This is a genomic window from Vibrio kagoshimensis (genome assembly GCF_050337535.1).
GTDB lineage: Bacteria > Pseudomonadota > Gammaproteobacteria > Enterobacterales > Vibrionaceae > Vibrio > Vibrio gallaecicus.
In genome coordinates, this window is record NZ_JAKJSZ010000005.1 from 162018 (window position 1) to 188632 (window position 26615).

A 26615-nucleotide genomic window follows, 5' to 3' on the forward strand; every position below is an offset into this window, starting at 1 on the left:
AGCGCTGCGTTCAAAGGAAATTGATAGGCTTTAGGATTATGCCGAATAAATTAGGTTAAAGGTTTTTTTTCATGAAAGTACAGAGGCATTTTAGCCTTAGATTTGTTCTTGGTTTCCCCCTTATCTTTGCGATTGCAGTCTTTGTCTTCACAGTGAAAAGTCATATCAATGTAGTTAATCGTGGTATTGATAATGAATACCAACGTATTGAAGAGGCGATCCAGCGAACGACCAAAGTAATTGGAGCTTTAGATTATAGCTTCACCAATCAATATAAATCGGGGAAAGTGCTGTACTTAGATCATCAACAGCGGGTGGTTGATGGTGTATGTCAAATTTGGCCTATTGATGCTTTGTTATTAGCAAAAGGAAAAGCATTAGAAATTCCATCTGTAGATATTGATTATATGGTGGTTGGCTCAGAGGAGATGTGCGATACATCCAGTGCGCTTTACAAAAGTGCATCGGAGAAAATTTCCTTTGCTCCGATACTATCTTTTCTTTTCGATATAGATGAATATCATGACAGCGTTTATTTCATCCATAAATCTGGCTATGTTATATCTTCACCTGAGTCTGTAGCTTTATCCTTGACTAAACCTCTTCTTAGCACAATTAAAGCTCGTCCGTATTGGCAGTTAACTGCAAACAACCCAGATAAAGTGACCTTGAGTGGTCCTAGTTTAAGCATGATAGGCGAAGCTACTGGTAAGCAGATCAGTATGACTATTCCTGTATTCTTTCAAGCAGAGCATCAGGGAATGCTGGCGGTTTCTATTGATAGTGAACGTTTACTTAATGCAAAAGACGATAACTTATCCGGTCGTTTTAGCATCATTAATTATACTTCTAAACCTTTCCCGCCACATGCAATTCGAACCCACAAGATCGACATTGAGGGTATTGTTTCAAACCATGCTCTTTATTACGAATTGAACTACGCGGGAGAACTGAAAAGCTTCTTATATTCAGAAAAAAATAGTTTGATCATGATACTAATTATCTCATTGTTTCTGATGACATTTCTTTTCTATATCAATTCCAATGTGGAAAGTGACTACTTTAAAGAATTAGCAGCGAAAGATCCTATGAGCGGATTATTGAATAGGCGTGGTCTGGAAGCCTTCTGGGCAACTGAAAAGCATAGTCAGCAGTTTGTATTAGCAGTTTTTGACATTGATGACTTCAAATCAGTCAATGATACCTACGGGCATGATAAAGGCGATGAAGTCATTCGTTTTATGGCTAAAAGCCTTAAAAATAGCGTTCGAAACTCTGATGTTGCAGCTCGTTTTGGCGGTGAAGAGTTTGTCGTTTATTTACGTGGTGATAACACTGAACAAATGCACAAAACGCTGGAAAGAGTGAAAAAGCAAATGTGTGAGGATTCGACTTCGGTATTACCTGATGGCTTTACTATTTCAGGGGGAGTTTATTCATCAAATAAAGCAGAAGAAGGGAACTTAGAAACACTTGGGGATTTTGAAGAGATCTTTAAAGTGGCAGATGAAAAATTATATTCTGCAAAAAATTCTGGGAAGAATACCATCGTTTTTTAACCAAATTAAAGTAACCACAGCACTATTCAGTCTTTGGATTTAGGGAGCTACATATAGTAGTTCCCTATAAATAATAATGGCTTCTCATAAATAGTGAAATGCTCTGATACGCTAAGTTAGCGTAAATACTCTTCTTGATAGCGCTCTAAGCGCTCGACAATTGGTGGTGACTTTTTAAAGGTGCGTATTTCTTTGAACAGTTCGTTTGCTTCTGGGTAGCCTTTGCTCAAATACACAAACCATTGTTTCACTCGGTTTGGGTAGTACATGCCTTTATCACCCTTAATTTGAAATTCAGAGTAGCGAAGCAATAGCTCAATCACTTTTTCCCATGGCATTTGCTGGTGGTCATATTTCACCACGTTACCTAGGTTCGGAATATTGAAAGCACCACGGCAAACCATCAGTGAATCGACACCTGTGGTCTTTATGCAATCCTGACCATCTTGGTAATTCCAGATCTCACCATTAGCGATTAAAGGTAATGAGGTTTTTTCTCTTATCTGATTGATGTAGTCCCATTTGATCTCACTTGCTTTATAGCCACCCACTTTTGTTCGAGCATGAACAGTTAGCTCATCAGCTTTGGCTTGTTCAATCGCATCCACAATTTCAAAGCATTCTTCCGGGTGCTCCCAGCCTAAACGGATTTTTGCTGATACAGGGATGTGCGCTGGAACAGCTTCTCGGCAAGCTTTAACGACTTGATAAATAAGCTCAGGTTCTTTTAAAAGAGAAGCACCACCATTACTCTTATTTACGGCTTTAGCAGGACAGCCGAAGTTAATATCGATTCCCTTCGCACCTAAACTTGCGGCTTGAAAGGCATTTTCAGCCATCCATTTAGGGTGCTGACCTAAAAGTTGCAGGTGGATAGGCACCCCAGCCATGGTTTGAGAACCTTGGTGCAATTCAGGGCAGATACGGTGGAATACATGAGGTGGCAGTAATTGATCAACAATGCGAACAAATTCAGTCACACAGAGATCATAATCATTAATTTCTGTCAGAATTTCTCGCATTAAATGGTCAAGAACGCCCTCCATCGGGCCTAAAATTACTCGCATGTTTTTCTACCGTAGAATCAGGAGGCGTGATTGTACGGGCTGGTAGAGTAATTGTCACTATGAGTGATATTTATGAACTCGGTCTTCGGTGACTTGTGACTAACTCTCCGGTAAGTGGGAAGTAATCTAGCCTTGGAATAGGCTCGCCGAGCGAATAGCCAGATGTGTAGTAATAGTAACAACTAGGTGCTGCGGTGTACCAAGCGACGATGTTATGCTCTGAAGGGAATACATCCGCGCCATGCGCTCTGATCGTCAAATCAGTATTCATTAGTGCATTCCACAAAGCCACGCAGTCTCCCCCACGCAAGCTGGCTCCTGAACTGATGGGTAGCTGGTCGACAGCTATGGGGTATCCATTCATTGATGGATAAATATCCCCAACACCATAGTTAACGGTTTGGTCAAAATTAGGTTCGCCTTCAACTAACCATTGAGAGTGATACATGTTAACCGCAGCAGTAAAAGCAGAAAAAGAAGCGTGAGAAACGGTTTCATGGCTATCTCTTTGATAGTTCAAAAAACGGGGACCTGCAGTAACCGCAAGAATGCCTAAAATAACAATAACGATGACCAATTCAAGTAAGGTAAAACCAGTTTTGTGTTTCATTGTTAAATCATCCAGAGTGTAACGAAATGTTTCATTTTGGTTTTTACCTTGAAATGAACCAACCTCAAAGCGAAATAAGCAGCAGATACTTAAAAAATAAAAGGCAAAGGTTTGCGTATCGTAAAAGGTAAATAGAAGGCGGTTCGAAGGCATGCATTCTATTATTTCACCCATTAAGAGTTATAATGCTTCGAACTGTTTTGACTGACTAGAATTTTAAATGAAGTATCAACTACTAAGCCTAGAAGGCTCATTGGAAGGTGTGACCCCTTCTTTCATGGAAGGGGCAATACTTGCCTCTAACCTTGCGACCAAGCCTTTAGACCCTAAAGAGTGGCTACCAGGTATAGTTTCAGATGAATTGGATAAGTTTGAACCAATCGTTACGGAACAGATTAATCGCCAGCATAATCTAATTCAACGTAGCGAATATTCTGTGGTCGAAACTTTATCTGAAGAAGGGTTTAGTGAGCAATTTTCTGATTTTTCGGAAGGCTTTATGTCGGTATGGCCAACGGTTGAAGTGCAATGGCAAACCGTCACAATGGCAGATGGTACCCTAAGAATGTTACAGGCATTATTGACGACTTTGATGCTTGCGATTGATGAAGAGCAAACTCAGCAACAAATGAAAGCAGCGGGTTTTCAAAACCCTCCTTCATTAAACGATCTTATTGATCAAATTGATTTAATGGTATCGGAAGTTGCTTTAGCTGCTGATGAAGCCATGAGCGGAAATAAATCTCAAAGCGTGAATCCATTCAAGGGAGTAGGTCGAAATGACGCTTGCCCTTGTGATAGTGGTAAAAAATTCAAGCAATGCTGTGGAAAGAATAGTTAGGTTGAAGAAGAGCAAGCTTAAAGAACTCTGCGGTGTGATTGATAGTGATTTCTTGTAATCAATAACTTGTAAATCATACCCATACATAAAAACGTCTATAAAAAAGCCGACATGTGTGTCGGCTTTTTAATGAATTCCGTTTAAGCTTATTTCGATTTAGCAAACTGTGAAATGACAATAGCAGCCAATGCAATCAAGTTACCTGCGAAAATAACAACCAGCCATTGTGGCATAGAAAGATCTAAGAATTGCCATACTACCTTACTGCAATCGCCATACGCTTCGAACACCCACGGAACCCATTCATTCAATGGAGCCCAACTTGGAAATGTGACAAACAAGTCGCAAGTCGCAAAGGGAGAAGGGTTAAATTGGTAATCCACGTGCTGCATCGACAGTGTCAAACCTTTGTAAGCACTTGCTCCCCATGCCGCCAAACCAATCCAGCGAATAACCGGATTCTTCGGATTTACCAAGCCAATAGCTGCAGCTATACCAATACCAAACATAGCAACGCGTTCATAAATACACATCACACATGGTGCCAGTAACATCACATGCTGAAAGAAAAGCGCAGCGGACTCAAATAGGATGATGGATATAAGTAGAAGTAGCCATGATAAACGTGTTTTAGAGAAGTCCTTGAGGACGGTAAGAAAACTCAAAATGTAATCCTTTCAGTAAAATAAAAAAGCCCTGAATACTCAGAGCTTTTTATCTTGGATAAGTTTCTTGATCAACAAATATTTTTTATTTGTGAGACTCATTTATTGAGTCGATACTTATGGCTTGCTTGATTGGCAGCCTAAATTTTAGTGACCGCCTGAAATAACAGCAGTTGCATCACCAACGTGGTGAGTAATCCAACCTGCATCATAAAACCATGCTGTCATAGGTTCGACGAAGAAAACAATACCAATGAAACCAACAATAGCCAGTACGATAGTGTAAGGCAGAGCCATAATAACCATTCGACCGTAAGATAAACGAATTAATGGTGCAAGGGCTGAAGTAAGTAAGAATAAGAATGCAGCTTGACCGTTAGGAGTGGCTACCGAAGGTAAGTTCGTACCGGTATTGATTGCAACAGCAAGTAGATCAAATTGGTCACGAGTGATTACACCGTCGATAAGAGCAGTTTTAACTTCATTGATGTAGACGGTACCCACGAACACATTATCAGAAACCATAGATAAGACACCATTTGCTACATAGAACAGCGCCAGTTGGGTTCCTTTATCTTCTATGTGCAATACCGCATCAATGATAGGTTTAAACAGTGATTGATCGATAATCACAGCAACAATAGAGAAGAACACGGCAAGAAGAGCTGTAAATGGTAGTGCTTCTTCAAAAGCTTTACCCATTGAGTGTTCTTCAATCACACCAGTGAATGCCGTTGCCAAGATAATCACAGAAAGACCAATCAAGCCAACTTCAGCTACGTGAAGTGCTAGACCAACAATTAGCCATACTGCAATCGCACCTTGAATCCAAAGTTTAGCAACGTCTTGTTTAGTTCGATTTGCACGTTCTTTGTTATCGAATTCAACTAGAATTTGACGAACGTTATTAGGCAATTCCGCACCGTAACCAAAGATTTTTAGTTTTTCGACTAGTGCACAAGTCATAATACCGCAGAAGAAAACAGGTAGAGTGACAGGAAGCATACGGATAATAAACTCACCAAATTCCCAGCCGGCCTGCTTAGCAATTACTAGGTTTTGTGGTTCACCAACCATTGTCATTACACCACCTAGTGCAGTACCCACGCCTGCGTGCATAAGTAAAGAACGTAGGAAAGCACGGTAGTCTTCTAAATCTTCACGCGTCAGTTCAGAAATTTCTTCATCATGAGTATGGTCGTGTGCTGAGTTAGAAACTTTGCCGGAAGCAACTTTGTGATAAATAGAGTAGAAACCAACAGCAACACTGATAACAACGGCGATTACAGTTAGTGCATCTAAGAAAGCAGATAAAAATGCAGCTGCTACACAAAACGCCATTGAAAGTAGCACTTTAGAGCGAATACCAAGCAGGATCTTCGTGAAAATGAACAGAAGAAGTTCTTTCATGAAGTAGATACCAGCAACCATAAACACTAAAAGTAACAGTACCGGTAGGTTCGCTTGTAGCTCATGATAGACCATTTCGGGTTTGGTCATGCCTATTGCAACCGCTTGAATTGCAAGTAAACCACCCGGCTGTAATGGGTAGCACTTAAGCGCCATTGCTAGAGTAAAGATGAATTCGACCACGAGCAGCCAACCCGCAACAAATGGGTCAACTAAGAAAAATACAATTGGGTTGATAATAAGAAAGGAGATGATGGCAATCTTGTACCAATCAGGTGCTTTACCAAGGAAGTTTTTGATAAAAGCATTTCCGAGAGACATCGGCATGTTAATACTCTTTTATGTTGATGATGAATAGACAAGCAATACAACAATTGAGTTTCTAGATATGGTAAAGGAGAATATCCATAACTAACAGTGACTTAGGAAAACAACAATCCATGTATTGTTTTGTGGTCTTGCCAAGTCACTCCCTTAGAAACTTAAGCACTGCTCTTTTTTGAGCGCAACTCTACTCTTAGATAACATTTAGTCAACAGGAAAAACTCTGTAGCACTAAAAATACCACTTTTTTGTCGAGAAACGCGATCAAAGTAGCGCAAGCATAGCATGCAAAATGCTTAAAAACCTATGTAGGATCAATATTTGATTGAGATGACTGAAAATTACATCTTAACAAGTAATTATATACGATTATTACAACTTAATATTGCATTTTAAAAATAGTATTTTGTGAGCTGGATGTATTGATTTTATTGGGTTTTATGCGTGTTACACATTTGTTGACTTGTCTATTTATGCGTACTTCGAGAGTGTGGGGAGACTGCAATCGTGTGCTGCAAGTTAGAGTATTAGCTCTACTGTGTTATTGTGCTTTCGAAAGTATCAGTATGTTTCCGCTCATTGCTAACTAGTGGTATGATGAGTCTTATTAAAGCGAAACAATTACAATTGGACAGAAGTTTAGATGGTTATTAAGGCTAAGAGCCCGGCAGGCTTTGCAGAAAAGTATATTATTGAGAGCATTTGGAATGGTCGTTTTCCACCAGGCTCTATTCTCCCAGCAGAGCGTGAACTTTCTGAATTGATTGGTGTAACGAGAACAACTTTACGTGAAGTGTTACAGCGTTTAGCTCGTGATGGTTGGTTGACTATCCAACACGGCAAACCAACAAAAGTTAACCAATTCATGGAAACTTCTGGCCTTCATATTCTTGATACACTGATGACTTTGGATGTTGATAATGCAAGTAAAATGGTTGAAGACTTACTTGCTGCCCGTACAAACATCAGTCCTATCTTTATGCGTTACGCATTTAAATCTAATAAAGAGAATTCTGAACGTACAATTACCAGCGTGATTGAATCTTGTGAAGCTCTTTTAGCAGCACCGAATTGGGATGAGTTTCTTGAGTCATCACCGTATGCTGACAAAATAAAGCAAGCGGTAAAAGATGATGGTGAAAAAGATGAAGAGAAACGTCAGTCTATTTTAGTCGCTAAGACATTCAACTTTTACGATTACATGTTGTTCCAACGTTTGGCTTTCCATTCTGGCAACCAAATCTACGGTTTGATTTTCAATGGTGTGAGAAAGCTTTACGATCGTGTTGGTAGCTACTATTTCTCGAACCCAGAAGCTCGTGATTTAGCTATGGCGTTTTATCGTGACTTGTTTGAACTGTGTGAAAAGGGTGATAGAGAGCAACTTCCTGTTGTTATTCGTCAATACGGAATCGCAAGCTCACACATTTGGAATCAAATGAAAACTACGCTTCCAACGAACTTTACTGAAGACGACAGCTAATTTCTATAACCTAGCTTGTATTCTTAAAGCTTAGTTTATAAAGCAGCGATAACAGATATAAAAACGGCGAGATATGATTATCTCGCCGTTTTCAGTTTAGCTTTTTACTAACCAGCGAATTCTTCAGAATCAGGGCGGTTAGTGAATTGAACACCATTTAAAAAGTCACAAAGTAATAGGTCTTCACATACTTTGTAGTTCTTGTTGTTTGGTTTACGGAAGTAAGCACCGATTTCGTACTTACTTAGGCTGATGCCAACCACTTCTAGTACATCTAGCACATCTTCAGCTTTCATATTCAATGCAATACGCAGTTTCATGAAAATCATGTTATTCGTTAGTTCAACTTCAGGCTTTGGTTGGTCGCCTTCTTTCTTGCCGCGCTTTAGATTAATGAAACCGTTCAAGAAAATAGCCAGCTCTTTATCTTTCATTTTGGAAAAGGACTTGTCGCTGCTATCTTTTAGCCAGTTGTTCACTTGATCATGAGCAACAGTTACATCTGCTTGCTCACAAGCTTTGATGATTTGAGCGTTCTTGAGGTTCAACGCGTGTTGGATACGACGCAGGATTTCGTTGTTAGTCACAGGGGGAGTCCTAAAAAGGTTTAGAGAGTAAAGAGGGTCGATCTGAGTATTGCTTTCGATAAACCATCTCATACTTTACTTAGCATAGTTGACGGGGACTCTAACAGAGAACGTCTATTTTCGGTAGATATAAAAAATCCCCAATGCTTAGTAACCTTTTCAAGTTAAAAATGTATTAGGGATTTTGCTATGTGTGTTTTTCTACCTGACTGAAATCAGAATTACATTACACGCATGCCTGGTTGGGCACCTTCGTGTGGCTCAAGGATCCATAAATCACTGCCACCAGGACCCGCTGCTAGGATCATACCTTCAGACATACCAAACTTCATCTTACGAGGTTTTAGGTTTGCCACCATTACAGTTAGCTTGCCTTCTAGCTCTTCAGGTTTGTATGCTGATTTGATACCAGAGAATACTTGTCGAGTCTCACCACCGATGTCCAGTTGGAACTTCAGTAATTTATTTGCTTTTGGTACTTCTTCACAAGAGATGATACGAGCAATACGCATATCTACTGCTGCAAATGCATCGAATTCAATCTCTTCTGCGACTGGTTCTTTGTCTAGCTCAGTTTGGCTTGCTTGCTCTTTTTCAGCTTCAGCTTTTTCTTTCGCTGCTGCTTCTGCTGCTGCATCTTCTTTAGAAGACTCGATCATTGCTTCCACTTTCTTAGGGTCAATACGGCTAAATAATGCTTTGAACTTAGTGATTTCGTGATCAGTTAGTGGAGTAGCAACACCTTCCCACGTTAGCTCTTCGTTTAAGAAAGCTTCAGTACGAGCCGCAAGCTCTGGCATAACTGGTTTCAGGTAAGCCATTAGTACGCGGAATAAGTTAATACCGACAGAAGAAACTTCTTGAAGTTCTTTCTCTTTGCCTTCTTCTTTCGCAAGAACCCAAGGTGCTTTCTCATCAATGTACTGGTTAGCTTTATCAGCTAGTGCAGTAATTTCGCGGATAGCACGGCTAAATTCACGAGTTTCGTATAACTCACCGATACGCTCAGCAGCAGAAACGAATTCGTTGTATAGCTCAGGTTCTGCAAATTCAGCAGCAAGTTTGCCTTCAAAACGCTTAGTGATGAAGCCAGCGTTACGAGATGCCAGGTTAACAATCTTGTTTACTACGTCAGCGTTTACACGTTGAGTGAAGTCTTCAAGGTTAAGATCAAGGTCATCAATGCGGCTATTTAATTTCGCAGCGTAGTAGTAACGTAGACATTCAGGGTCTAAGTGGTTTAGGTACGTACTTGCTTTGATGAATGTGCCTTTTGACTTAGACATCTTCGCGCCATTTACCGTTACGTAGCCATGTACGAATACATTGTTTGGCTTACGGAAACCAGCGCCTTCTAGCATTGCAGGCCAGAATAGGCTGTGGAAGTAAACAATGTCTTTACCGATGAAGTGGTAAAGCTCAGTTGTACTGTCTTTCTTCCAGTAATCGTCAAAGTTTAGATCGTCACGCTTATCACATAGATTCTTGAAAGAAGCCATGTAGCCAACAGGAGCGTCTAGCCATACGTAGAAGAACTTGTCTTTTTCGCCTGGGATCTCGAAGCCAAAGTAAGGCGCATCGCGTGAGATATCCCACTGTTGTAAGCCAGACTCGAACCATTCCTGCATTTTGTTAGCAGTTTCATTTTGTAGAGATCCAGAACGAGTCCACTCTTTAAGCATGCTTTCGAACTGAGGTAGGTCGAAGAAGAAGTGTTCTGAGTCTTTCATTACTGGAGTTGCGCCAGAAACTGCAGATTTAGGGTTAATTAGCTCAGTTGGGCTGTATGTCTCACCGCAGTTATCACAGTTATCACCGTACTGGTCTTCTGACTTACACTTAGGGCAAGCACCTTTCACGAAGCGGTCTGGCAGGAACATCTCTTTCTCAGGATCAAAAAGCTGAGAAATAGTACGGCTAGAAATAAAGCCGTTCTTTTTAAGTTCTAGATAGATGTGAGAAGCCAGTTCACGGTTTTCTTCACTGTGTGTGCTGTGATAGTTATCAAAGCTGATATCAAAGCCAGCAAAGTCTTTTTGGTGCTCTGCACTAACAGCTGCGATCATTTCTTCTGGCGTGATACCCATCTGTTGAGCTTTAAGCATAATTGGCGTGCCATGAGCATCGTCTGCACAGATAAAGTTTACAGTGTTGCCACGTAGACGCTGGTATCGAACCCAGATATCAGCTTGGATATGCTCAAGCATATGACCAAGGTGAATTGAGCCGTTAGCGTACGGAAGCGCACAAGTTACCAGCAGTTCCCTTGAAGAAACGTTTCTTGGATCAGTTGCCATACTTAATATTTCGCTTTTTGATAGGTATAAATTTGATGAGTAATACTACTTTATAACGTGTGATACGCCAAGGTATCAGAGGGTTGAATCCCCTAGTTTTTTAAGGGTTCAGTCTTTCTTTACTGGGTGTTAGCATAAATAAAAAAGGAGTCCATATGCGTAACTTTAATTCTAAGCAAGATTTTTGCTCATGGTTGAATGAATTTGAACACCCAAGCTTGGTTGCTGATTGGGCAAGTCACTCTTCAATTATCACTGTTACTCCAAACGGTGTATTTAATATCGCGGTCCCATTTGCATGTCGTTCACTTGAACAAGAATTAGAAACTTGGATTAAAGCTCAAATTAAGAATCAACAAGTTGCTAATTTCCAATTTAAAATCCAAGTGAAGCCTTCTGCTTTAGAAACAACTGTCCCTGCAGCCTTGAAAGGCGTGAAAAATGTAATAGCGGTGACATCGGCAAAAGGCGGCGTAGGTAAATCAACTACATCAGTGAACCTTGCATTAGCACTTTCAAAGTCTGGTGCAAAAGTTGGGTTACTCGATGCTGATGTCTACGGACCGTCAGTTCCTATGATGTTAGGTAAAATCGATGCAAAGCCAGAAGTTCGTGAAAATAAGTGGATGATTCCAATTGAGTCACATGGAATCTTTACACACTCCATCGGCTATCTAGTATCACAAGATGAAGCGGCGATATGGCGTGGACCTATGGCATCTAAAGCCTTGGCTCAGCTCGTCAATGAAACGTTATGGCCTAATTTAGATTATCTTGTGATCGATATGCCGCCAGGTACTGGTGATATTCAGCTGACACTCTCTCAACAAATCCCGGTGACAGGAGCGGTTGTTGTTACCACTCCTCAAGATTTAGCTCTGGCAGATGCCCGGAAAGGGGTGGCAATGTTTGATAAGGTGAATGTACCTGTTGTTGGGATTGTTGAAAATATGAGTTACCACATTTGCAGCCATTGCGGTGAGAAAGAGCACATCTTTGGGCAAGGTGGCGGTGAAGTGATGTCTAAAGAATATGGTCTGGATATTTTAGCTCAAATTCCATTGCATATAGATATGCGCCAGGATATCGATGCGGGAGTTCCAACAGTAGAGCGCCGACCAGATAGTGAACATACACGTCAATACCTCGAACTTGCAGAGTCCATAAGCAGCAAAATGTATTGGTCTGGAAAAGCAAAGCCAGAGGCAATTAATTTCTCAATGGTTGAATAATATACACTCGTTAACTAAGGCTTAACTTAAACGCAAACGTTTGTCTTTATTAAATTAATTCAGAACCTTTAATTGCAGGAAAATTGGGGCAATGGCGACTAGAATCTAGAGAGCTTAGCCCCTATAATCAGGCGGTTTATCTAATCCCATCACCAAACCATATCGGGTGCAAAGTAATGTCTGATAATAATCAATGTGTAATCGTAGGTATCGCTGGCGCTTCAGCTTCAGGAAAAAGTCTGATTGCTAGTACGATTTATAATGAGCTACGCGAAAAAGTAGGCGACCATCAAATTGGTGTTATCACGGAAGATTGCTACTACAGCGACCAAAGTCACTTGAGTATGGAAGAGCGTGTTAAAACAAACTACGATCACCCAAGTGCTCTAGATCATGACCTTTTATGTGAACATTTACAGAAGTTGATTAAAGGTGAAGCAGTCGAAGTGCCTGAGTACAGCTATTCAGAACACACTCGTACTTCTGAGACAACGACACTAACGCCTAAGAAAGTGATTATCCTTGAAGGTATTTTGTTGCTAACAGACCCACGTTTACGTGATCTTATGCATGCAAGTGTATTCATGGATACTCCGCTAGATATCTGTTTACTTCGCCGTGTTAAGCGAGATGTAGAAGAGCGTGGTCGTACAATGGATTCAGTACTTAAGCAATATCAACAAACGGTTCGCCCAATGTTCATGCAGTTTATTGAGCCATCAAAGCAGCATGCGGACATTATTGTTCCTCGTGGTGGTAAGAACCGCATCGCGATTGATGTGCTAAAAGCACACATTGCAAAGCTTTTGAAATCTTAATCGAATAAATTTTTAGCCTAAGTGACTCACTTAGCTTTATTTTTTAACGAATCAGTGGCACTTTTATAGTGCCACTTTCTTTTGGAATCTAAGCAAGGAATATGCGGATGAAGAAACTACTCATTTTCATAGCTGTCCCAGTGTTTGTTGTTATTGCAGCAATTCTGGCGCTAGTGCTGTTAGTGAACCCCAATCAATTTAAGCCATTAATTGTTGAACAAGCTCAGAAACACACAGGTCTAGACCTAGTGATTGAAGGCGATATCAGTTGGCAATTCTTCCCATCGATTGGTTTTGAACTAGGTCAAACCGAATTACGCAACCCTCCAGGTTTTACACAACCGAATTTATTTAAGGTTGATACTGTTGGGGTTGATGTTTCAGTGACTCCATTATTCAGTAATCAACTTGAAATTGGCAACATTACCTTAGATGGTGCTGAGTTTTATCTGGAAACTCTGAAAGATGGTCGTAAAAATATTGATGCTTTGACCCAAGCTCAAACGTCGGAAGACTCAGTAACTACAGAACAAGCCGCGACAGACTCAGCCTCTCAGCAAGAGGTGTCTTCACAAGAGTCATCCTCGGCAGCTTCTGGTTGGACTATTAATTTAGCTGGCGTAACTGTATCAAATGCCTTGTTTGAAATGAGTGATAAGCAAACTGGTTCTTTCACGAAGCTTTATGATGTCGCTCTTAATCTGTCCGAATTTGCAGTGGATACTTGGACGACAGCAACATTCGCTGCATCGGGTGAAAATAATCAACAAACGTTCTCCGCAACTGGCAGTGCTGATTTCAAGTTGGCGCAAGGCTTTGCAAGCTATGCATTACGTAATATCGAACTTGATGCCTCATTTAATGATCCATCAACTTCCATTGAATCTGCCAAGATTGGTTTAGATACCTTCGAATTCGATAAAGTAAACCAACTGTCTTACGCGGTAATTGGTCAAGCTGCTGATTTAGAGCTAGACATGAAAGGTGGTGGTGAACTAACTGTTGATAGTGCTATATCAAAGGTAACATTGAATAAGCTAACGCTAGATTCGACATTTAAAGGTGATACGCTTCCTCAGTCTCCAATGAAAGTGGATATGTTATCAGACTTAAGTTTTGATTTAGGCAAAAGCCATTTGAGTTTTGTCTTAGAAAAGCTACAAGCGAACTCAATTGCATTGAATGGGAAAGCGGATGTCACTTTATCTGAAATTCCTAAAGTGCGTTTTTCTTTGCATAGCCCAAATATTGATTTAGATGAATTCTTGGGATTAGGTAATACAGCCGAAACCGCGGCTGCAGAAACTTCAGAGCCTGTGTCAGACACAAGTAACGCAGCTGCTAAAGAAGTAGAACCTGATTTATCAGCATTAAAAACGTTAGATGTGAAAGGTGCCATCACTATCGATAAGTTCAAAGCGAATAACGCAAAGATGCAAAATGTAAAAACAGCATTTTCGGTTAATCGTGGAGTTGCGAAACTGACATCATTTACTTCGAATCTTTATCAAGGTTCCATTTCTGCAACTGCTAAGTTAGATGCACGTAAAACTCCGGCAACTTATACGGCAAAGAAACAGATAAAAGGCGTAAAAGTTCAGCCATTGCTAGTGGATGTTGCGAGCAACGATATGCTGGAAGGCACAGGTAATATCGATGTTAACGTTAAAGGTAGTAGCCTTACTCCTACAGGTATTAAGAAGAACTTAGTTGGTACCATCGCGGTTAACTTTGAAGATGGCGCGGTTAATGGCATCAACGTTGCTCAACTGATTCGAGAAAACTACGCCAAAATTAAAGGTGAGAAGGTTGATAATGTTGAAGGCGCTCAGAAGACGGACTTCAGCGCGATGAAAGCGACATTAAAAGTGGATAAAGGTTGGGTTTCAACCAATGACTTATCAATGCAATCCCCATTCCTTCGCATTACTGGTGACGGTAAAGCGAACTTCATCAATGAAACCGTAGATTTCTTAGTAAGAACATCGATTGTTGGTTCGTTGGAAGGGCAGGGTGGTAAAAGTATTGATGACTTAAAAGATGTAACAATCCCAATTCAGATCACAGGTGCATGGGCTGAACCTAAGTTTTCATTGGTTTTTGATGATGTGTTAAAACAAAAAGCACAGAAAGAGATTGATCGTGGTTTAGAAAAACTTGACGAGAAATACGGCGATAAAATCAAAGACGAGAAGACCAGAGAAGCTGTAAATGGCTTGTTGAAAGGTTTGTTTAATTAACAACTTCACTGCCTAGCTGAATTAAAAGCGTCATTCCTTTTGGTTGGGAATGACGCTTTTTTGTATATGTAACCAGAGCGAGTTGGTCTCATACTTATGGTTAGTCAATTCTAAGAAACACACTTATTACAAATTAGAACTCATTACCACTTTATAACAAAAGCTTGAGATAAAACGACTTACCAGTCGACACCTTGTAATGCTTTCACACCCGATTCAAAAGCATGCTTAACATTACGAACTTCTGAAACAGTATCTGCCATTTCAGTTAGTGTTCGATGCGCACCACGCCCAGTAATGATTACCGACTGCATCTTTGGGCGATTGTTCAGAGCTTCTACTACTTCATCCAGTTCGATATATCCGTAACTCACCATGTAAGTCAGCTCATCAAATAGAATTACATCAATGGATTCATCAGCTAGCATACGCTGACATTCCTTCCATACTCGCTGCGCGGCTTCAATATCTTGAGTCTTGTTTTGAGTTTCCCAAGTAAAGCCTGTACCCATAACTTGAAATTCTACATCGAGCTTTTGAAGAACGTTCTTTTCGCCGTTATCCCACGTTCCTTTAACAAACTGAGCAACGGCACATTTTTTACCATGACCAACGGCGCGTGTAATAGTTCCGAACCCAGAAGTGGATTTACCTTTACCATTACCAGTAATCACGAGTAGAAGACCTTTTACTTCTTGAGCTGCTGCAACACGGGCATCTACTTGTTCTTTTACTTTTTGCTGACGAGCCTTGTGGCGCTGCTCTTTGTTGTCTTCGTTCGACATATCCAATCCTTTTAATTTGTGATTGTTCTTATCATAGCTTAAGTTAACTCAAGCAAAAACCATCGGAAGAACAGGTGATTAGAGATGAAGAAGATACTAGTAGTGTGTATGGGGAATATATGTCGTTCACCGACTGGGGAAGCTGTGCTAAGAAGCAAATCTGAAACGCTTGGTATTGATGTATTCATTGATTCAGCTGGCACTATTGGCTTCCCGTCGCTCAAAAGCAGCTGGCGAAAAGCGAGGTTATAGCTTTAAAGGCATTACATCAAGAAAAGTCATACTGGATGATTTTGATAAGTTTGATCTGATACTAGCAGCGGATAATGCTAACTTAACGGACTTAGAACAACTGTGCCCAGATCATCTCAAATATAAACTGGCTCTATTCTTGAGCTTTGGAACTTCGAATTATCAGGAGATTCCCGATCCATATTACGGGGAGGGGGATGGTTTTGAGCAGGTCTTGGATTTAATAGAAGAATCGAGTGACGCGATATTAGACTCGCTTTAGATCTTACAGATACAAAAATGCCGGCATCAAAGCCGGCATTTTACTAACAAATCAATCTAATTTACTTAGACATTACTTTGTAGATTGGGTCTTCAGCAATATTCGCTTCAACTAAGCTACCCGCTTTATGCAGCATAGCTACACAGTCTTGGCTTAGGTGGCGAAGGTGCAGTGTTTTGCCCAATACTGCGTAACGATCAGCAATAGTATCGATAGCTTCGATAGCAGAGTGATCGGTTACACGAGAGTTAGCAAAGTCTATGATGACATCTTGTGGGTCATTTGTTGCGTCAAACAACTCTAAGAAGTTTGCTGTAGAACCAAAGAAAATTGGACCATTAACTTTGTATTCTTTTGAACCTTCAGCATTTACTGCTTTGTCTGCATAGATATGTTTAGCATGTTGCCATGCGAACATTAGTGCAGAAACAATTACACCTACCGCTACTGCTACTGCTAGGTCAGTAAGTACTGTAACAACAGTTACTAACACAATAACGAAGAAATCTTGCTTAGGAACACGACGAGCAAGTTTAAATGTAGCCCACTCAAATGTACCAATAACAACCATAAACATCACACCCACTAGCGCTGCTAGAGGAATCATTTCGATAAGAGCAGAGCCAAACAGGATGAACATCAGGAGTGCAACAGCGGCAACGATACCAGAAAGACGACCACGACCACCTGAGTTTACGTTGATCATTGATTGACCGATCATCGCACAACCACCCATCGCACCAAATACTGAACAGGTAACGTTAGCCATACCTTGACCGACACATTCGCGGTTAGATTGACCACGAGTGTTTGTCATCTCATCTAGCACTGTCAGAGTCAGTAGAGACTCAATCAAACCAATCGCAGCTAGGATAAGTGCATAAGGGAAGATGATCTGTAATGTTTCTAGCGTGAATGGAACTGCTGGAATTGAGAATGTTGGAAGTGAGCCTGCAAGCGTAGCGGCTTCATCACCAGACATTGTTCGTAGGAAGTCTACAACCGTGCGAGTATCAAGGTCTAAGCCAACCACTAGCGCCGTTACTGTCACGATAGCAACCAAAGACGAAGGTACTGCTGTTGTCACTTTAGGCAGGAAGTGGATGATAGCCATTGTTAGTGCTACCAGACCTAACATCAGTGTCATTTGACCGCTTGGTAGCCAAGTTAATGCGCCAGTAACATCTGGAGCCTTGAATTGACCAAGTTGAGCAAGGAAGATAACAATTGCCAAACCATTCACAAAACCGATCATTACAGGGTGCGGTACGATACGAATGAATTTACCAAGCTTAAATACGCCAGCGGCAATTTGTAAGATACCAGCCATCATAATGGCAGCAAAAAGGTATTGAACACCGTGAGTTGCGACTAAACTCACCATTACAACTGCCATTGCGCCAGTTGCACCAGAGATCATACCTGGACGACCGCCAAAAATGGAAGTAATGAAGCCTACGATGAATGCTGCGTACAGACCAACCATTGGGTCTACACCAGCAACAAATGCAAATGCAACGGCTTCAGGAACTAGAGCTAGTGCTACAGTAAGGCCTGAAAGCACGTCATTCTTTACAGAGTGCTTTGAAAATTGTGGGAATTCGAACATGTGTGCTCAGCTATGCTTAAAATGGGTTTACCGACACGAGTGTATTGCAAGCTAAACAGTGATGGAAAAGAGCGGCAATAGCTAAGTGTCGAAAAGATAAGTGCGCGAATGCTACCCAAAAATGTGACTAAGTTCAAGGTTGAACCCTATTTTGGACAATATATCTGATATTACTTATCGGAATAGTGGATATAAAAAGGGCTGCTTAATATAAGCAGCCCTTTTTCATTTAACGAACTAACCTTTCAATAAATTAGTATTGAGGTTTAGTCATACCTGCGCCAGCAGAATTTTTAGCTACTTGGCTACCAGCACCTTTCGACACATATCGTTCTGTGCGGAATGGAGCTGCAACGACTTGTATCTCTTTAATCTCTTGAGGACCAGGAGCTTTAGTCATTGGTGAACCTGCTTGTTTCTTCGCAGGAGTAGCTACAGTCGTTTCAACGTCAGTAGATACCTTAACTTCAACAGGAGCTTCAACTTCAATTGTTGGTTTAAGCTCTTCAGTTTCAGAAGATGTAATTTCAACGTTAACGTTTTCGATTACTTCTTCAGTCTGTGGAGTTTCAACTTCAACGTTGCTGTCTTCGGCGATGTCAGCTTCAATTGCAGTATTTTCAACTGTTACTTCTTCTGCATTTTCAGCAGTAGAAACAGGAGCTTCAGCTATTACAGCTTCAGGCGCTGAAGGAGTCTCAACAACAGCTTCTGCTGTTACAGTATCCTTCGACTCAGCTGATTCAACAGACGTTTGCATTTGAATGTCTTTTACTTCTACAGAAGCTGGTACTTCAATTGCTGTATCTGCTACAACATTAGTCTCTACAGGTAACGTTTCAGCAAGAACAGCTACTTCAACTGCATCAATTTGTGGCTGTTGCTTATGATGAGGCTTTTCAATGAAACGTGGCATTACTTTACCCATAGCCATCTCTGGAGATGCTACGCCACCTTTACGAAGGCGGAATGGGTTTGGTTTGCGATCACGACCACGACGACGTCTCTGACCACTTGCACGTAAGTGACGTGGTGAGCGGCGGTTGCGGCGTTGCTTCGGTTCTTCTTGTTCCGCTTGATCAGCATCAACTTGAGTCGATTCAACTTGATCTACAGCTTTTTTCTGTTGTGTTTCAGCAACATTTTTCTCTACAGCCTCAACCTGTTCTGCAATCATTACAGGTGTTTCTAGCGGCTCTTCTTCAGTGCTGCTTGCCTGTTGATCTTTGATTCGAACCTGCTTGTTCAATTTACGACGCTGACGACGTTCTTTAATTTTCGCAGCTTTAGCTTCAGTTTTTACTTTAGGAGCATCAGCTTGTGCATCTGCAGCTAGTTGTAGACCTTCTTCAGCTAATTTCGATGGTTGCTCATCACGCTGCTTGTTGCGGCGATCTTGTTTAGGCTTACGAGGCTGGCGATTTTGCTGAGGAGCACTTTCTTTTAGCTCTTCAGGTTTATCTTCATGAACCTGCTTCTCATCGCGAACTGGTTTACGACGACGCTTGTTATCACGATTATCGCGATTTTCATTACGGTTATCACCACGTTGATTACGACGACGGTTATCGTTACGTTCACGACGTTGGCGGTTACCTTGTTGACGTTTTTCTTGTGGTTTCTCTTCAACTTTCTCTTCAACTTTCTCTTCTTGAGATGAGCCAAAAATGAAGCTGCTGATTGCTTTAAAGAATCGACCAATTAGACCAGGCTCTTGTTCTGTCGCTTCTGCTTTCTTTTCAGGAGCAGCAGCTTTTGGAGCAGGAGCTGGTGTTGGAGCTGATTGAGCAGGAGCTGCAAAACCTTTCAGAGCTGGCTCTTCAAGTTTCTTAGGCTTCACGTCAACAACTACTGGTTCTTTACTTTCGGCTTCTTTTAGCGCGTCAAGTTTTTGAGGAAGTAGGTAAGAAAGTAAGTCGAATTCTTCGCCTTCACGTACACGGATTACTTCAAAATGAGGTGTTTCCATGTCTGAATTCGGTACTACCGTAATCTTAACTTCTTGGCTTTTCTCAATATGATTTACTGAGCGTCGCTTTTCATTCAGAAGGTAAGAGGCGATAGGTACAGGCACAACTGCAAGTACTTGTGCTGTGTTGTCTTTCAGAGCTTCTTCTTCGATCAAACGTAAAACTGAAAGTGCTAGAGATTCGTTATCACGAACAACGCCAGTACCTGTACAACGAGGACAAATGTGGTGGCTTGCTTCTGCTAGTGATGGGCTCAAGCGTTGTCGAGACATCTCTAGAAGACCAAATCGAGAAATTCGACCAATCTGTACACGTGCGCGATCTAAACGAACGGCATCACGTAGACGGCTCTCTACTTCACGTTGGTGACGAACTGGAGTCATGTCGATGAAATCGATAACAACAAGACCACCTAGGTCACGTAGACGTAATTGACGAGCAATTTCATCGGCTGCTTCTAGGTTAGTGTTTAGCGCTGTTTCCTCGATATCGCCGCCCTTTGTTGCTCGAGCAGAGTTGATATCGATAGAAGTTAGAGCTTCTGTTGGGTCGATTACGATTGAACCACCTGAAGGAAGGCGAACTTCACGCTGGAAAGCTGATTCAATCTGGCTTTCGATTTGGTAGTGGCTAAATAGAGGTACTTCACCATCGTATTTCTTAACGCGATTCATGAAATCTGGGCGAACTAACTGAATATGCGCTTGTGCACGTTCAAAGATAGTATTGCTGTCGATTAGAATCTCGCCAATATCACGACGTAGATAATCACGAATTGCGCGAACAATTACGTTACTTTCTTGGTGAATTAGGAAAGGAGCTGAATTTGAATCAGATGCTTGTTTGATCGCACCCCAGTGATTCAGTAGAACGTTTAAATCCCACTCAAGCTCTTCTGCACTTTTACCAACGCCAGCAGTACGAACAATTAAGCCCATGCCTTGAGGAAGCTCAAGAGTGCTTAATGCTGCTTTCAGTTGTGTACGCTCATCACCTTCGATACGGCGAGAAATACCACCTGCGCGAGGGTTGTTTGGCATAAGAACTAAGTAACTACCAGCTAAAGAGATGAACGTTGTTAATGCAGCACCTTTGCTACCACGTTCTTCTTTTTCAACTTGTACGATAACTTCTTGACCTTCTTTTAGCACTTCTTTAATGCTAGGACGGCCTTGGTATGTATAACCTTCAGGGAAGTATTCGCGGGCAATTTCTTTAAGAGGGAGGAAACCGTGACGTTCTGCACCGTAATCAACAAATGCCGCTTCTAGGCTTGGTTCAATACGAGTAATACGTCCTTTGTAGATATTCGCTTTTTTTGATTCGTGTCCAGGACTTTCGATATCTAGATCGAATAATCGCTGGCCATCAACCAAAGCGACACGCAACTCTTCTTTTTGAGTTGCGTTGATTAACATTCTTTTCATTTAGAAATTCTCATTGTCTTTTCTTTATTTTCATAATTATTGTTGCCGCTTTGTTCGTTTCTCATGGTGCCTGATCCCATGGCTTTATCAGTGCAGCCTCCCGGCTGGAGAGGGATGCTCGTGGGCACGTCAGTCATCATAGATAAAAGTCTATGATCCGCGATGTGGCGGTGAATACTCAGCATGAGTTTACGTGAGTAGAGCGACAAGGAACCTAGTTGATGGTGTCTTACGCCGATTGCAGCACTATCTAATCTAAGGCATCTACTCATTTGTTTGCTTTGGATGGTTAGCTGTTTAAATAATAGTCAAACCACTTATAGCAGCTGTGAACTATAGCAGCGGTCGTTAAACACAGCAATCTGCTTTGTCGGAATGCGGTAAAAAAAAGGGTTTTGTTTAAATTTTGATAGCTCTAACTCATTGTTTATAAGATAAATAAATGCTTATGTGTGTGTGAAGTCATGTTTTTGATTGTTTTTTGTTCTAAAAATCAAACAAGTGTAATAAACGAATCATGCGGAACGGCTAAAATCTGCTAGAAAAGTTGGAAGAAACTCTCAATTATCAACATTGACAGTGGTACACTAACCAGATGAGTGAAATTAGAACTAAAGTCCAATTTGTCGAAATCGACGAAGATATGGCTGGTCAGCGTATTGATAACTTCTTACGCAACCAATTAAAAAGCATCCCTAAAAGCATGGTTTATAGAATTGTGCGTAAGGGAGAAGTGCGTGTAAATAAAAAACGCATTAAGGCAGAATACAAACTAAAAGCAGGTGATTTAGTTCGTATTCCGCCTGTAACCATTGAAGAAAAAGTTGAAGACAGTGTGCCAAGCACTAAACTCAATAAGGTTTCGGAATTGGAACGATGCATCATCCATGAAGATGATCATATGTTGATTCTGAATAAACCATCGGGTACGGCGGTTCATGGCGGTAGCGGCTTGAAGTTTGGTGCAATTGAAGCATTAAGAGCTTTAAGACCTGATGCTCGCTTCCTTGAGTTGGTTCATCGTATTGATAGAGATACATCAGGTATTTTACTCGTTGCGAAGAAGCGTTCAGCTTTAAGACATCTTCAAGCACAGTTTCGTGAAAAAACGGTACAGAAGTATTATTTTGCTCTGGTGATGGGAGAGTGGAAAAATAGCTGTAAGGTGGTTAATGCTCCATTACTGAAAAATGAAGTAAACAGTATTGTGCGTGTGAACCCAAATGGTAAAGCATCTGAAACTCGCTTTAAGGTTTTAGAAAAGTTCCAAGATGCAACGTTGATCCAAGCAAGTCCTATTACGGGTCGCACTCACCAAATTCGAGTGCATGCTCAGTATACTGGTCACCCAATTGCTTGGGATGATCGCTATGGTGATCGTCGTTTTGATGCATACACTGGCAAGGTTGGTCTTGATCGTCTGTTCCTACATGCAGCGAACATCAAGTTCATACACCCAGGTAGTGAAGAGAAGATGGATATCTCAGCGCCAATGGAAGCGAGGCTTGAAAAAGCACTCAGTGGCTTGCGTAAATTAAAATAAGATACGAGAGGGATACTCTCCATTTTTGATTCCTCTAAAAGGTTGACGATGTTCGTCAACCTTTTTAGATTTTATTCGTTAGTCACTTTATTCATTAAATACTAAAGTACGTCCATTCCTTGATTTTCAAGCATGTCGACTAGGTCGATAAGAGGTAAACCGATCAATGTATTCGGGTCTTTACCTTCCATTTGCTTAAATAACGCGATGCCTAACCCTTCACACATAAAACTTCCAGCACAGTAATAAGGTTGTTCTTTCTCAACATAAGCAATGATCTGCTGCTGTGTTAAATCACGGAAATGCACGATGAAGGTATCTAAGCGAGTGTCTGCTATATTTGTTTCACTGTTCCATACGGTTATCCCAGTGTAGAAAGTGATGCTCTTACCGCTTTGGCTAGATAACTGTTCGATGGCTTTTTCACGAGTATGAGGTTTCCCAATGATCTCTTCGTCAATCACACACACTTGATCGGAACCAATCACTAAGCTTGGTTGCTCTACAGCACAAGACTTGGCTTTAGTCTCTGCAAGGCGCATTACTAACTGTTGAGGTGTTTCTTCTGGAAATGGTGTCTCATCGCAGTCTGGCTTAGCTGTAATGAAGCTTAACTGCAGTTTTTTGAGGATCTCTTGCCTAAATGGTGAGGTAGAGGCCAAAACTAGTTGGTAATTTTTCATTTTAATTTACAATTCACGGAAGCATTTATCTCAGGATAACGTAACTTGTCCTGCTATTCATAATGCTCTGAATAGGAAAGGTAGGAAAGTACAATTTTTTTGCCATTTCCTTTGACTAAACATGATTTGGAAGATAAGATTCGCGCCCTATGCAAAAGGAAAAAATACCGCGTACAGTTGATCCGGCAAGAACGGCTCAAAAACGACTTGATATGGATGGTATCATCCAAGTAAGTCTTTTAAAGCGTTTAACCGAAACAACTGAAGGCGTAAAACGTGACGCGCAAGTCTCAATGTCATTTGGGCTTGATGAACAACGATTAGTCGTTATCTCTGGTAAAGCTAACGTCGAAGTCGATTTAGAGTGTCAACGTTGTAATGAGGTTTTCGCACATGAGTGCGATGTCCAATTTACTTATACTCCTGTTTACAGTGAGAAAAGTGAAGAAGAAGCACCGGAAGAGTACGATTTGGTAGATCTGAACGAGTACGGTGAGTTAGACCTGATTCAATTAGTTGAAGACGAGTTCATCCTTGGATTGCCACAAATAGCAATGCACGACGATGCGGACTGTAGCGTTAACTCAAATAATTTGGTATTTGGTGAACTTCCTGAAGAAATTGAGGAAGATAAAAAGCCGAATCCATTTGATGTTTTAAAAAACTTAAAGAGCTAACTCATTAATAAGTAAGTATCTTTAAGAATTTACATAGGAGTAGGGTCAATGGCCGTACAAAAGAGCAAGAAATCACGTTCAATGCGTGGCATGCGTCGTTCACACGATGCACTAACTACAGCTGCACTTTCTGTAGACGCAACTTCAGGTGAAACTCACCTACGTCACAACGTGACTGCCGAAGGTTTTTACCGCGGCAAAAAGGTTATCAACAAGTAAGGTTGACCTTTGCAAAATCTAACCGTTGCGCTTGATGCAATGGGCGGAGACTTCGGTCCTCGTGTAACAGTGCCTGCCGCCGTGCAGGCACTGTCGTATTTCCCAGAGCTAAAAGTCATTCTAATAGGTGATCGAAACGCGATCACATCTCAATTATCTTCATTAGGTCGAATGCCTGATTCTCGTTTGAGTATCCAGCATTGTGATCGAGTTATTTCCAATTCTGAAAAACCTTCACTAGCCTTACGTAACAGTCAGGGTAGCTCAATGCGTGCCGCTATCGATCTGGTTGCCGAATCACAGGCTGATGCTTGTGTGAGTGGTGGTAACACTGGCGCACTAATGGCGCTATCTCGTTTCAGACTCAAACTACTTCCTGGTATTGATAGGCCTGCATTAGTTTCAGCTTTACCTACAGCTTCTGGCAACCGTACATGGATGCTTGATTTAGGAGCGAACGTTTCTAGTGATGCAGACTCACTGTTTCAGTTTGCTGTAATGGGCAGTGCATTAGCGGAACAACATTTAGGTCGCGCTCCACGTGTCGCTATTTTGAATATCGGTGCAGAAGAAATTAAAGGTAATGACCTTGTAAAACGATGTGCTGAAATGTTGTCTAATACTCAGTCTGTCAACTTCATAGGCTATATTGAAGGTAATCAATTACTTCAAGATGCAGCTGATGTCGTCGTATGTGATGGTTTTGTGGGCAATGTCTGCTTAAAAACGTGCGAAGGTACGGCTCAGCTCTTTATTGATAAGCTAAAAACGCGCATGATGGCTTCAACAATAAAGGGTTGGATAGCCAGAATGTTGTTTTCTGAGTTATTTACTGAATTAAAAACCTTGAACCCCGACCAGTATAACGGCGCAAGTTTGTTAGGATTGCGCGGCATTGTCATTAAAAGTCATGGAAGTGCTGATGTATCTGCTGTCGTCAACGCGATTGGTGAAGCAGTACACGAGGTCAAACGACAAGTCCCCAGCCGCATTAGCGATCGTTTGGAAGCGGTTTTACTCGAGAGGCATTATTAGTCTTCATGTATAGCAAAATTTTAGGTACTGGCAGCTACTTGCCATCTCAGGTGCGTACTAACGCAGACTTAGAGAAAATGGTAGAGACTAGCGATGAGTGGATCGTTGCTAGAACAGGTATTAAAGAGCGTCGTATTTCAGCGGAAAACGAAACCGTTGCGGATATGGCGTTTTACGCTGCTGAGAATGCCATTGAAATGGCGGGTATCGATAAAGAAGATATCGACTTAATCATTGTTGCGACAACCAGCAGTAGCCACACATTCCCGTCTTCGGCATGTCAGGTACAAGGTAAGCTTGGTATCAAAGGTTGCCCTGCGTTTGATTTAGCTGCCGCGTGTTCTGGTTTTGTATACGCACTGTCTGTTGCTGATCAACATATCAAGACTGGCATGTGTAAAAACGTTTTGGTAATTGGTGCAGATGCACTGTCAAAAACCTGTGATCCGACTGACCGCTCTACTATCATCCTATTTGGTGATGCAGCAGGCGCGGTGGTTGTAGGCGCAAGCGAAGAGCCAGGTATTTTGTCTACTCATATTTACTCTGATGGTAAATACGGTGAGCTTCTAAGCTTAGAAGTTCCTGAGCGTGGCGGTGATTCAGATAAATGGCTGCACATGGCGGGCAACGAAGTCTTTAAAGTGGCAGTAACTCAGCTTTCTAAGCTAGTTAAAGACACATTAGCTGCAAATAATATGGATAAGTCAGAGCTTGATTGGTTAGTTCCACACCAAGCGAATTACCGTATTATCTCAGCAACCGCTAAAAAGCTGACAATGTCACTTGATCAAGTGGTGATTACCCTTGATAAGCACGGCAATACTTCAGCAGCTACCGTACCAACAGCACTTGATGAGGCTGTTCGCGACGGGCGAATTAAACGTGGTCAAACGCTTCTACTTGAAGCATTTGGTGGCGGTTTCACTTGGGGTTCGGCGTTAGTTAAATTCTAACCCCAAGCGATAATTAACAAACAAGGCACATAACATATGTGCCTTATTCAATTTTTTGCTTTGC

Annotated in this window: 21 protein-coding genes and 1 pseudogene; 12 read left to right on the forward strand and 10 right to left on the reverse strand. The window is 41.4% G+C overall.

Annotated features, from left to right (window positions below; translation table 11 throughout):
* The first annotated feature begins 71 nt into the window (after nucleotides 1-71).
* Nucleotides 72-1559: a GGDEF domain-containing protein gene (locus L4C37_RS05630; protein ID WP_429768084.1), complete on the forward strand. Its 1488-nt coding sequence runs from the start codon at nucleotides 72-74 to the stop codon at nucleotides 1557-1559.
* Nucleotides 1560-1675: 116 nt separating this feature from the next.
* Here the strand turns inward: L4C37_RS05630 and dusC are convergent, their stop codons facing one another.
* Both dusC and L4C37_RS05640 read right to left on the reverse strand, forming a co-directional pair.
* Nucleotides 1676-2626 carry a tRNA dihydrouridine(16) synthase DusC gene (gene dusC / locus L4C37_RS05635; protein WP_429768085.1) on the reverse strand — a complete coding sequence of 317 codons (951 nt, stop codon included), beginning with the start codon at nucleotides 2624-2626 and terminating at the stop codon, nucleotides 1676-1678.
* A gap of 70 nt (nucleotides 2627-2696) precedes the next feature.
* The gene (locus L4C37_RS05640) at nucleotides 2697-3236 is read right to left on the reverse strand and encodes a type II secretion system protein (RefSeq protein ID WP_429768086.1); all 540 of its coding nucleotides are present in this window, start codon (nucleotides 3234-3236) and stop codon (nucleotides 2697-2699) included.
* 220 nt (nucleotides 3237-3456) lie between these two features.
* Between L4C37_RS05640 and L4C37_RS05645 the strand changes: the two genes are divergently transcribed.
* Nucleotides 3457-4077, forward strand: coding sequence for an SEC-C metal-binding domain-containing protein (locus L4C37_RS05645; protein WP_429768087.1), 621 nt, complete (start codon nucleotides 3457-3459; stop codon nucleotides 4075-4077).
* A gap of 146 nt (nucleotides 4078-4223) precedes the next feature.
* Here the strand turns inward: L4C37_RS05645 and dsbB are convergent, their stop codons facing one another.
* Both dsbB and nhaB read right to left on the reverse strand, forming a co-directional pair.
* The gene (gene dsbB / locus L4C37_RS05650) at nucleotides 4224-4742 is read right to left on the reverse strand and encodes a disulfide bond formation protein DsbB (RefSeq protein WP_137372403.1); all 519 of its coding nucleotides are present in this window, start codon (nucleotides 4740-4742) and stop codon (nucleotides 4224-4226) included.
* Between the two features lie 147 nt (nucleotides 4743-4889).
* Nucleotides 4890-6479: a Na(+)/H(+) antiporter NhaB gene (nhaB, locus tag L4C37_RS05655; RefSeq protein ID WP_137372404.1), complete on the reverse strand. Its 1590-nt coding sequence runs from the start codon at nucleotides 6477-6479 to the stop codon at nucleotides 4890-4892.
* A gap of 640 nt (nucleotides 6480-7119) precedes the next feature.
* Here nhaB and fadR point away from each other — a divergent pair.
* A complete protein-coding gene (fadR, locus tag L4C37_RS05660) occupies nucleotides 7120-7959 on the forward strand; it encodes a fatty acid metabolism transcriptional regulator FadR (RefSeq protein WP_137372405.1) in 840 nt (279 codons plus the stop codon).
* A 107-nt stretch (nucleotides 7960-8066) separates the two neighbouring features.
* On the opposite strand, the gene L4C37_RS05665 is transcribed toward fadR, so the two are convergent.
* Together L4C37_RS05665 and metG are read right to left on the reverse strand one after the other, a co-directional pair.
* Entirely contained in the window at nucleotides 8067-8546 is a 480-nt protein-coding gene (locus tag L4C37_RS05665; protein ID WP_429768088.1) for a YehS family protein, read from the reverse strand.
* A gap of 221 nt (nucleotides 8547-8767) precedes the next feature.
* Complete coding sequence (gene metG, locus L4C37_RS05670; protein ID WP_137372407.1) at nucleotides 8768-10843, reverse strand: methionine--tRNA ligase; 2076 nt, start codon at nucleotides 10841-10843, stop codon at nucleotides 8768-8770.
* Between the two features lie 155 nt (nucleotides 10844-10998).
* On the opposite strand from metG, the gene apbC reads away from it, so the two are divergent.
* The 3 genes from apbC (at nucleotide 10999) to L4C37_RS05685 (ending at nucleotide 15133) form a co-directional block, all read left to right on the forward strand.
* On the forward strand, nucleotides 10999-12075 hold the full coding sequence (gene apbC / locus L4C37_RS05675) for an iron-sulfur cluster carrier protein ApbC (protein WP_429768089.1): 1077 nt from the start codon (nucleotides 10999-11001) through the stop codon (nucleotides 12073-12075).
* A gap of 176 nt (nucleotides 12076-12251) precedes the next feature.
* Nucleotides 12252-12893 (forward strand): uridine kinase, encoded by a 642-nt coding sequence (udk, locus tag L4C37_RS05680; protein WP_137372409.1) that lies wholly within the window; start codon nucleotides 12252-12254, stop codon nucleotides 12891-12893.
* Nucleotides 12894-13000: 107 nt separating this feature from the next.
* Nucleotides 13001-15133, forward strand: coding sequence for an AsmA family protein (locus tag L4C37_RS05685; RefSeq protein WP_429768090.1), 2133 nt, complete (start codon nucleotides 13001-13003; stop codon nucleotides 15131-15133).
* A 179-nt stretch (nucleotides 15134-15312) separates the two neighbouring features.
* Here the strand turns inward: L4C37_RS05685 and cobO are convergent, their stop codons facing one another.
* Nucleotides 15313-15918 (reverse strand): cob(I)yrinic acid a,c-diamide adenosyltransferase, encoded by a 606-nt coding sequence (cobO, locus tag L4C37_RS05690; RefSeq protein WP_429768091.1) that lies wholly within the window; start codon nucleotides 15916-15918, stop codon nucleotides 15313-15315.
* 84 nt (nucleotides 15919-16002) lie between these two features.
* Here cobO and L4C37_RS05695 point away from each other — a divergent pair.
* Nucleotides 16003-16432 (forward strand): annotated as a pseudogene (locus L4C37_RS05695) (low molecular weight protein-tyrosine-phosphatase).
* A 61-nt stretch (nucleotides 16433-16493) separates the two neighbouring features.
* On the opposite strand, the gene L4C37_RS05700 reads toward L4C37_RS05695, so the two are convergent.
* Together L4C37_RS05700 and rne are read right to left on the reverse strand one after the other, a co-directional pair.
* Nucleotides 16494-18041, reverse strand: a complete 1548-nt coding sequence (locus tag L4C37_RS05700; RefSeq protein WP_137372413.1) for a SulP family inorganic anion transporter — start codon at nucleotides 18039-18041, stop codon at nucleotides 16494-16496.
* Nucleotides 18042-18294: 253 nt separating this feature from the next.
* A complete protein-coding gene (gene rne, locus L4C37_RS05705) occupies nucleotides 18295-21438 on the reverse strand; it encodes a ribonuclease E (protein ID WP_273296191.1) in 3144 nt (1047 codons plus the stop codon).
* Between the two features lie 595 nt (nucleotides 21439-22033).
* Here rne and rluC point away from each other — a divergent pair.
* A complete protein-coding gene (gene rluC / locus L4C37_RS05710; RefSeq protein ID WP_273296192.1) occupies nucleotides 22034-22981 on the forward strand; it encodes a 23S rRNA pseudouridine(955/2504/2580) synthase RluC in 948 nt (315 codons plus the stop codon).
* A 101-nt stretch (nucleotides 22982-23082) separates the two neighbouring features.
* On the opposite strand, the gene L4C37_RS05715 is transcribed toward rluC, so the two are convergent.
* Nucleotides 23083-23664 (reverse strand): Maf family protein, encoded by a 582-nt coding sequence (locus L4C37_RS05715; RefSeq protein WP_429768092.1) that lies wholly within the window; start codon nucleotides 23662-23664, stop codon nucleotides 23083-23085.
* Between the two features lie 149 nt (nucleotides 23665-23813).
* Between L4C37_RS05715 and yceD the strand changes: the two genes are divergently transcribed.
* From yceD to L4C37_RS05735, 4 genes are read left to right on the forward strand one after another with little or no spacing between them, the layout of a single operon-like run.
* Complete coding sequence (gene yceD / locus L4C37_RS05720) at nucleotides 23814-24341, forward strand: 23S rRNA accumulation protein YceD (RefSeq protein ID WP_137372417.1); 528 nt, start codon at nucleotides 23814-23816, stop codon at nucleotides 24339-24341.
* Between the two features lie 48 nt (nucleotides 24342-24389).
* Nucleotides 24390-24560 (forward strand): 50S ribosomal protein L32, encoded by a 171-nt coding sequence (gene rpmF / locus L4C37_RS05725; protein ID WP_004737376.1) that lies wholly within the window; start codon nucleotides 24390-24392, stop codon nucleotides 24558-24560.
* A gap of 9 nt (nucleotides 24561-24569) precedes the next feature.
* On the forward strand, nucleotides 24570-25595 hold the full coding sequence (gene plsX / locus L4C37_RS05730; protein WP_017062152.1) for a phosphate acyltransferase PlsX: 1026 nt from the start codon (nucleotides 24570-24572) through the stop codon (nucleotides 25593-25595).
* A gap of 5 nt (nucleotides 25596-25600) precedes the next feature.
* Complete coding sequence (locus L4C37_RS05735) at nucleotides 25601-26551, forward strand: beta-ketoacyl-ACP synthase III (protein ID WP_137372419.1); 951 nt, start codon at nucleotides 25601-25603, stop codon at nucleotides 26549-26551.
* The last annotated feature ends 64 nt before the right edge of the window (nucleotides 26552-26615 follow it).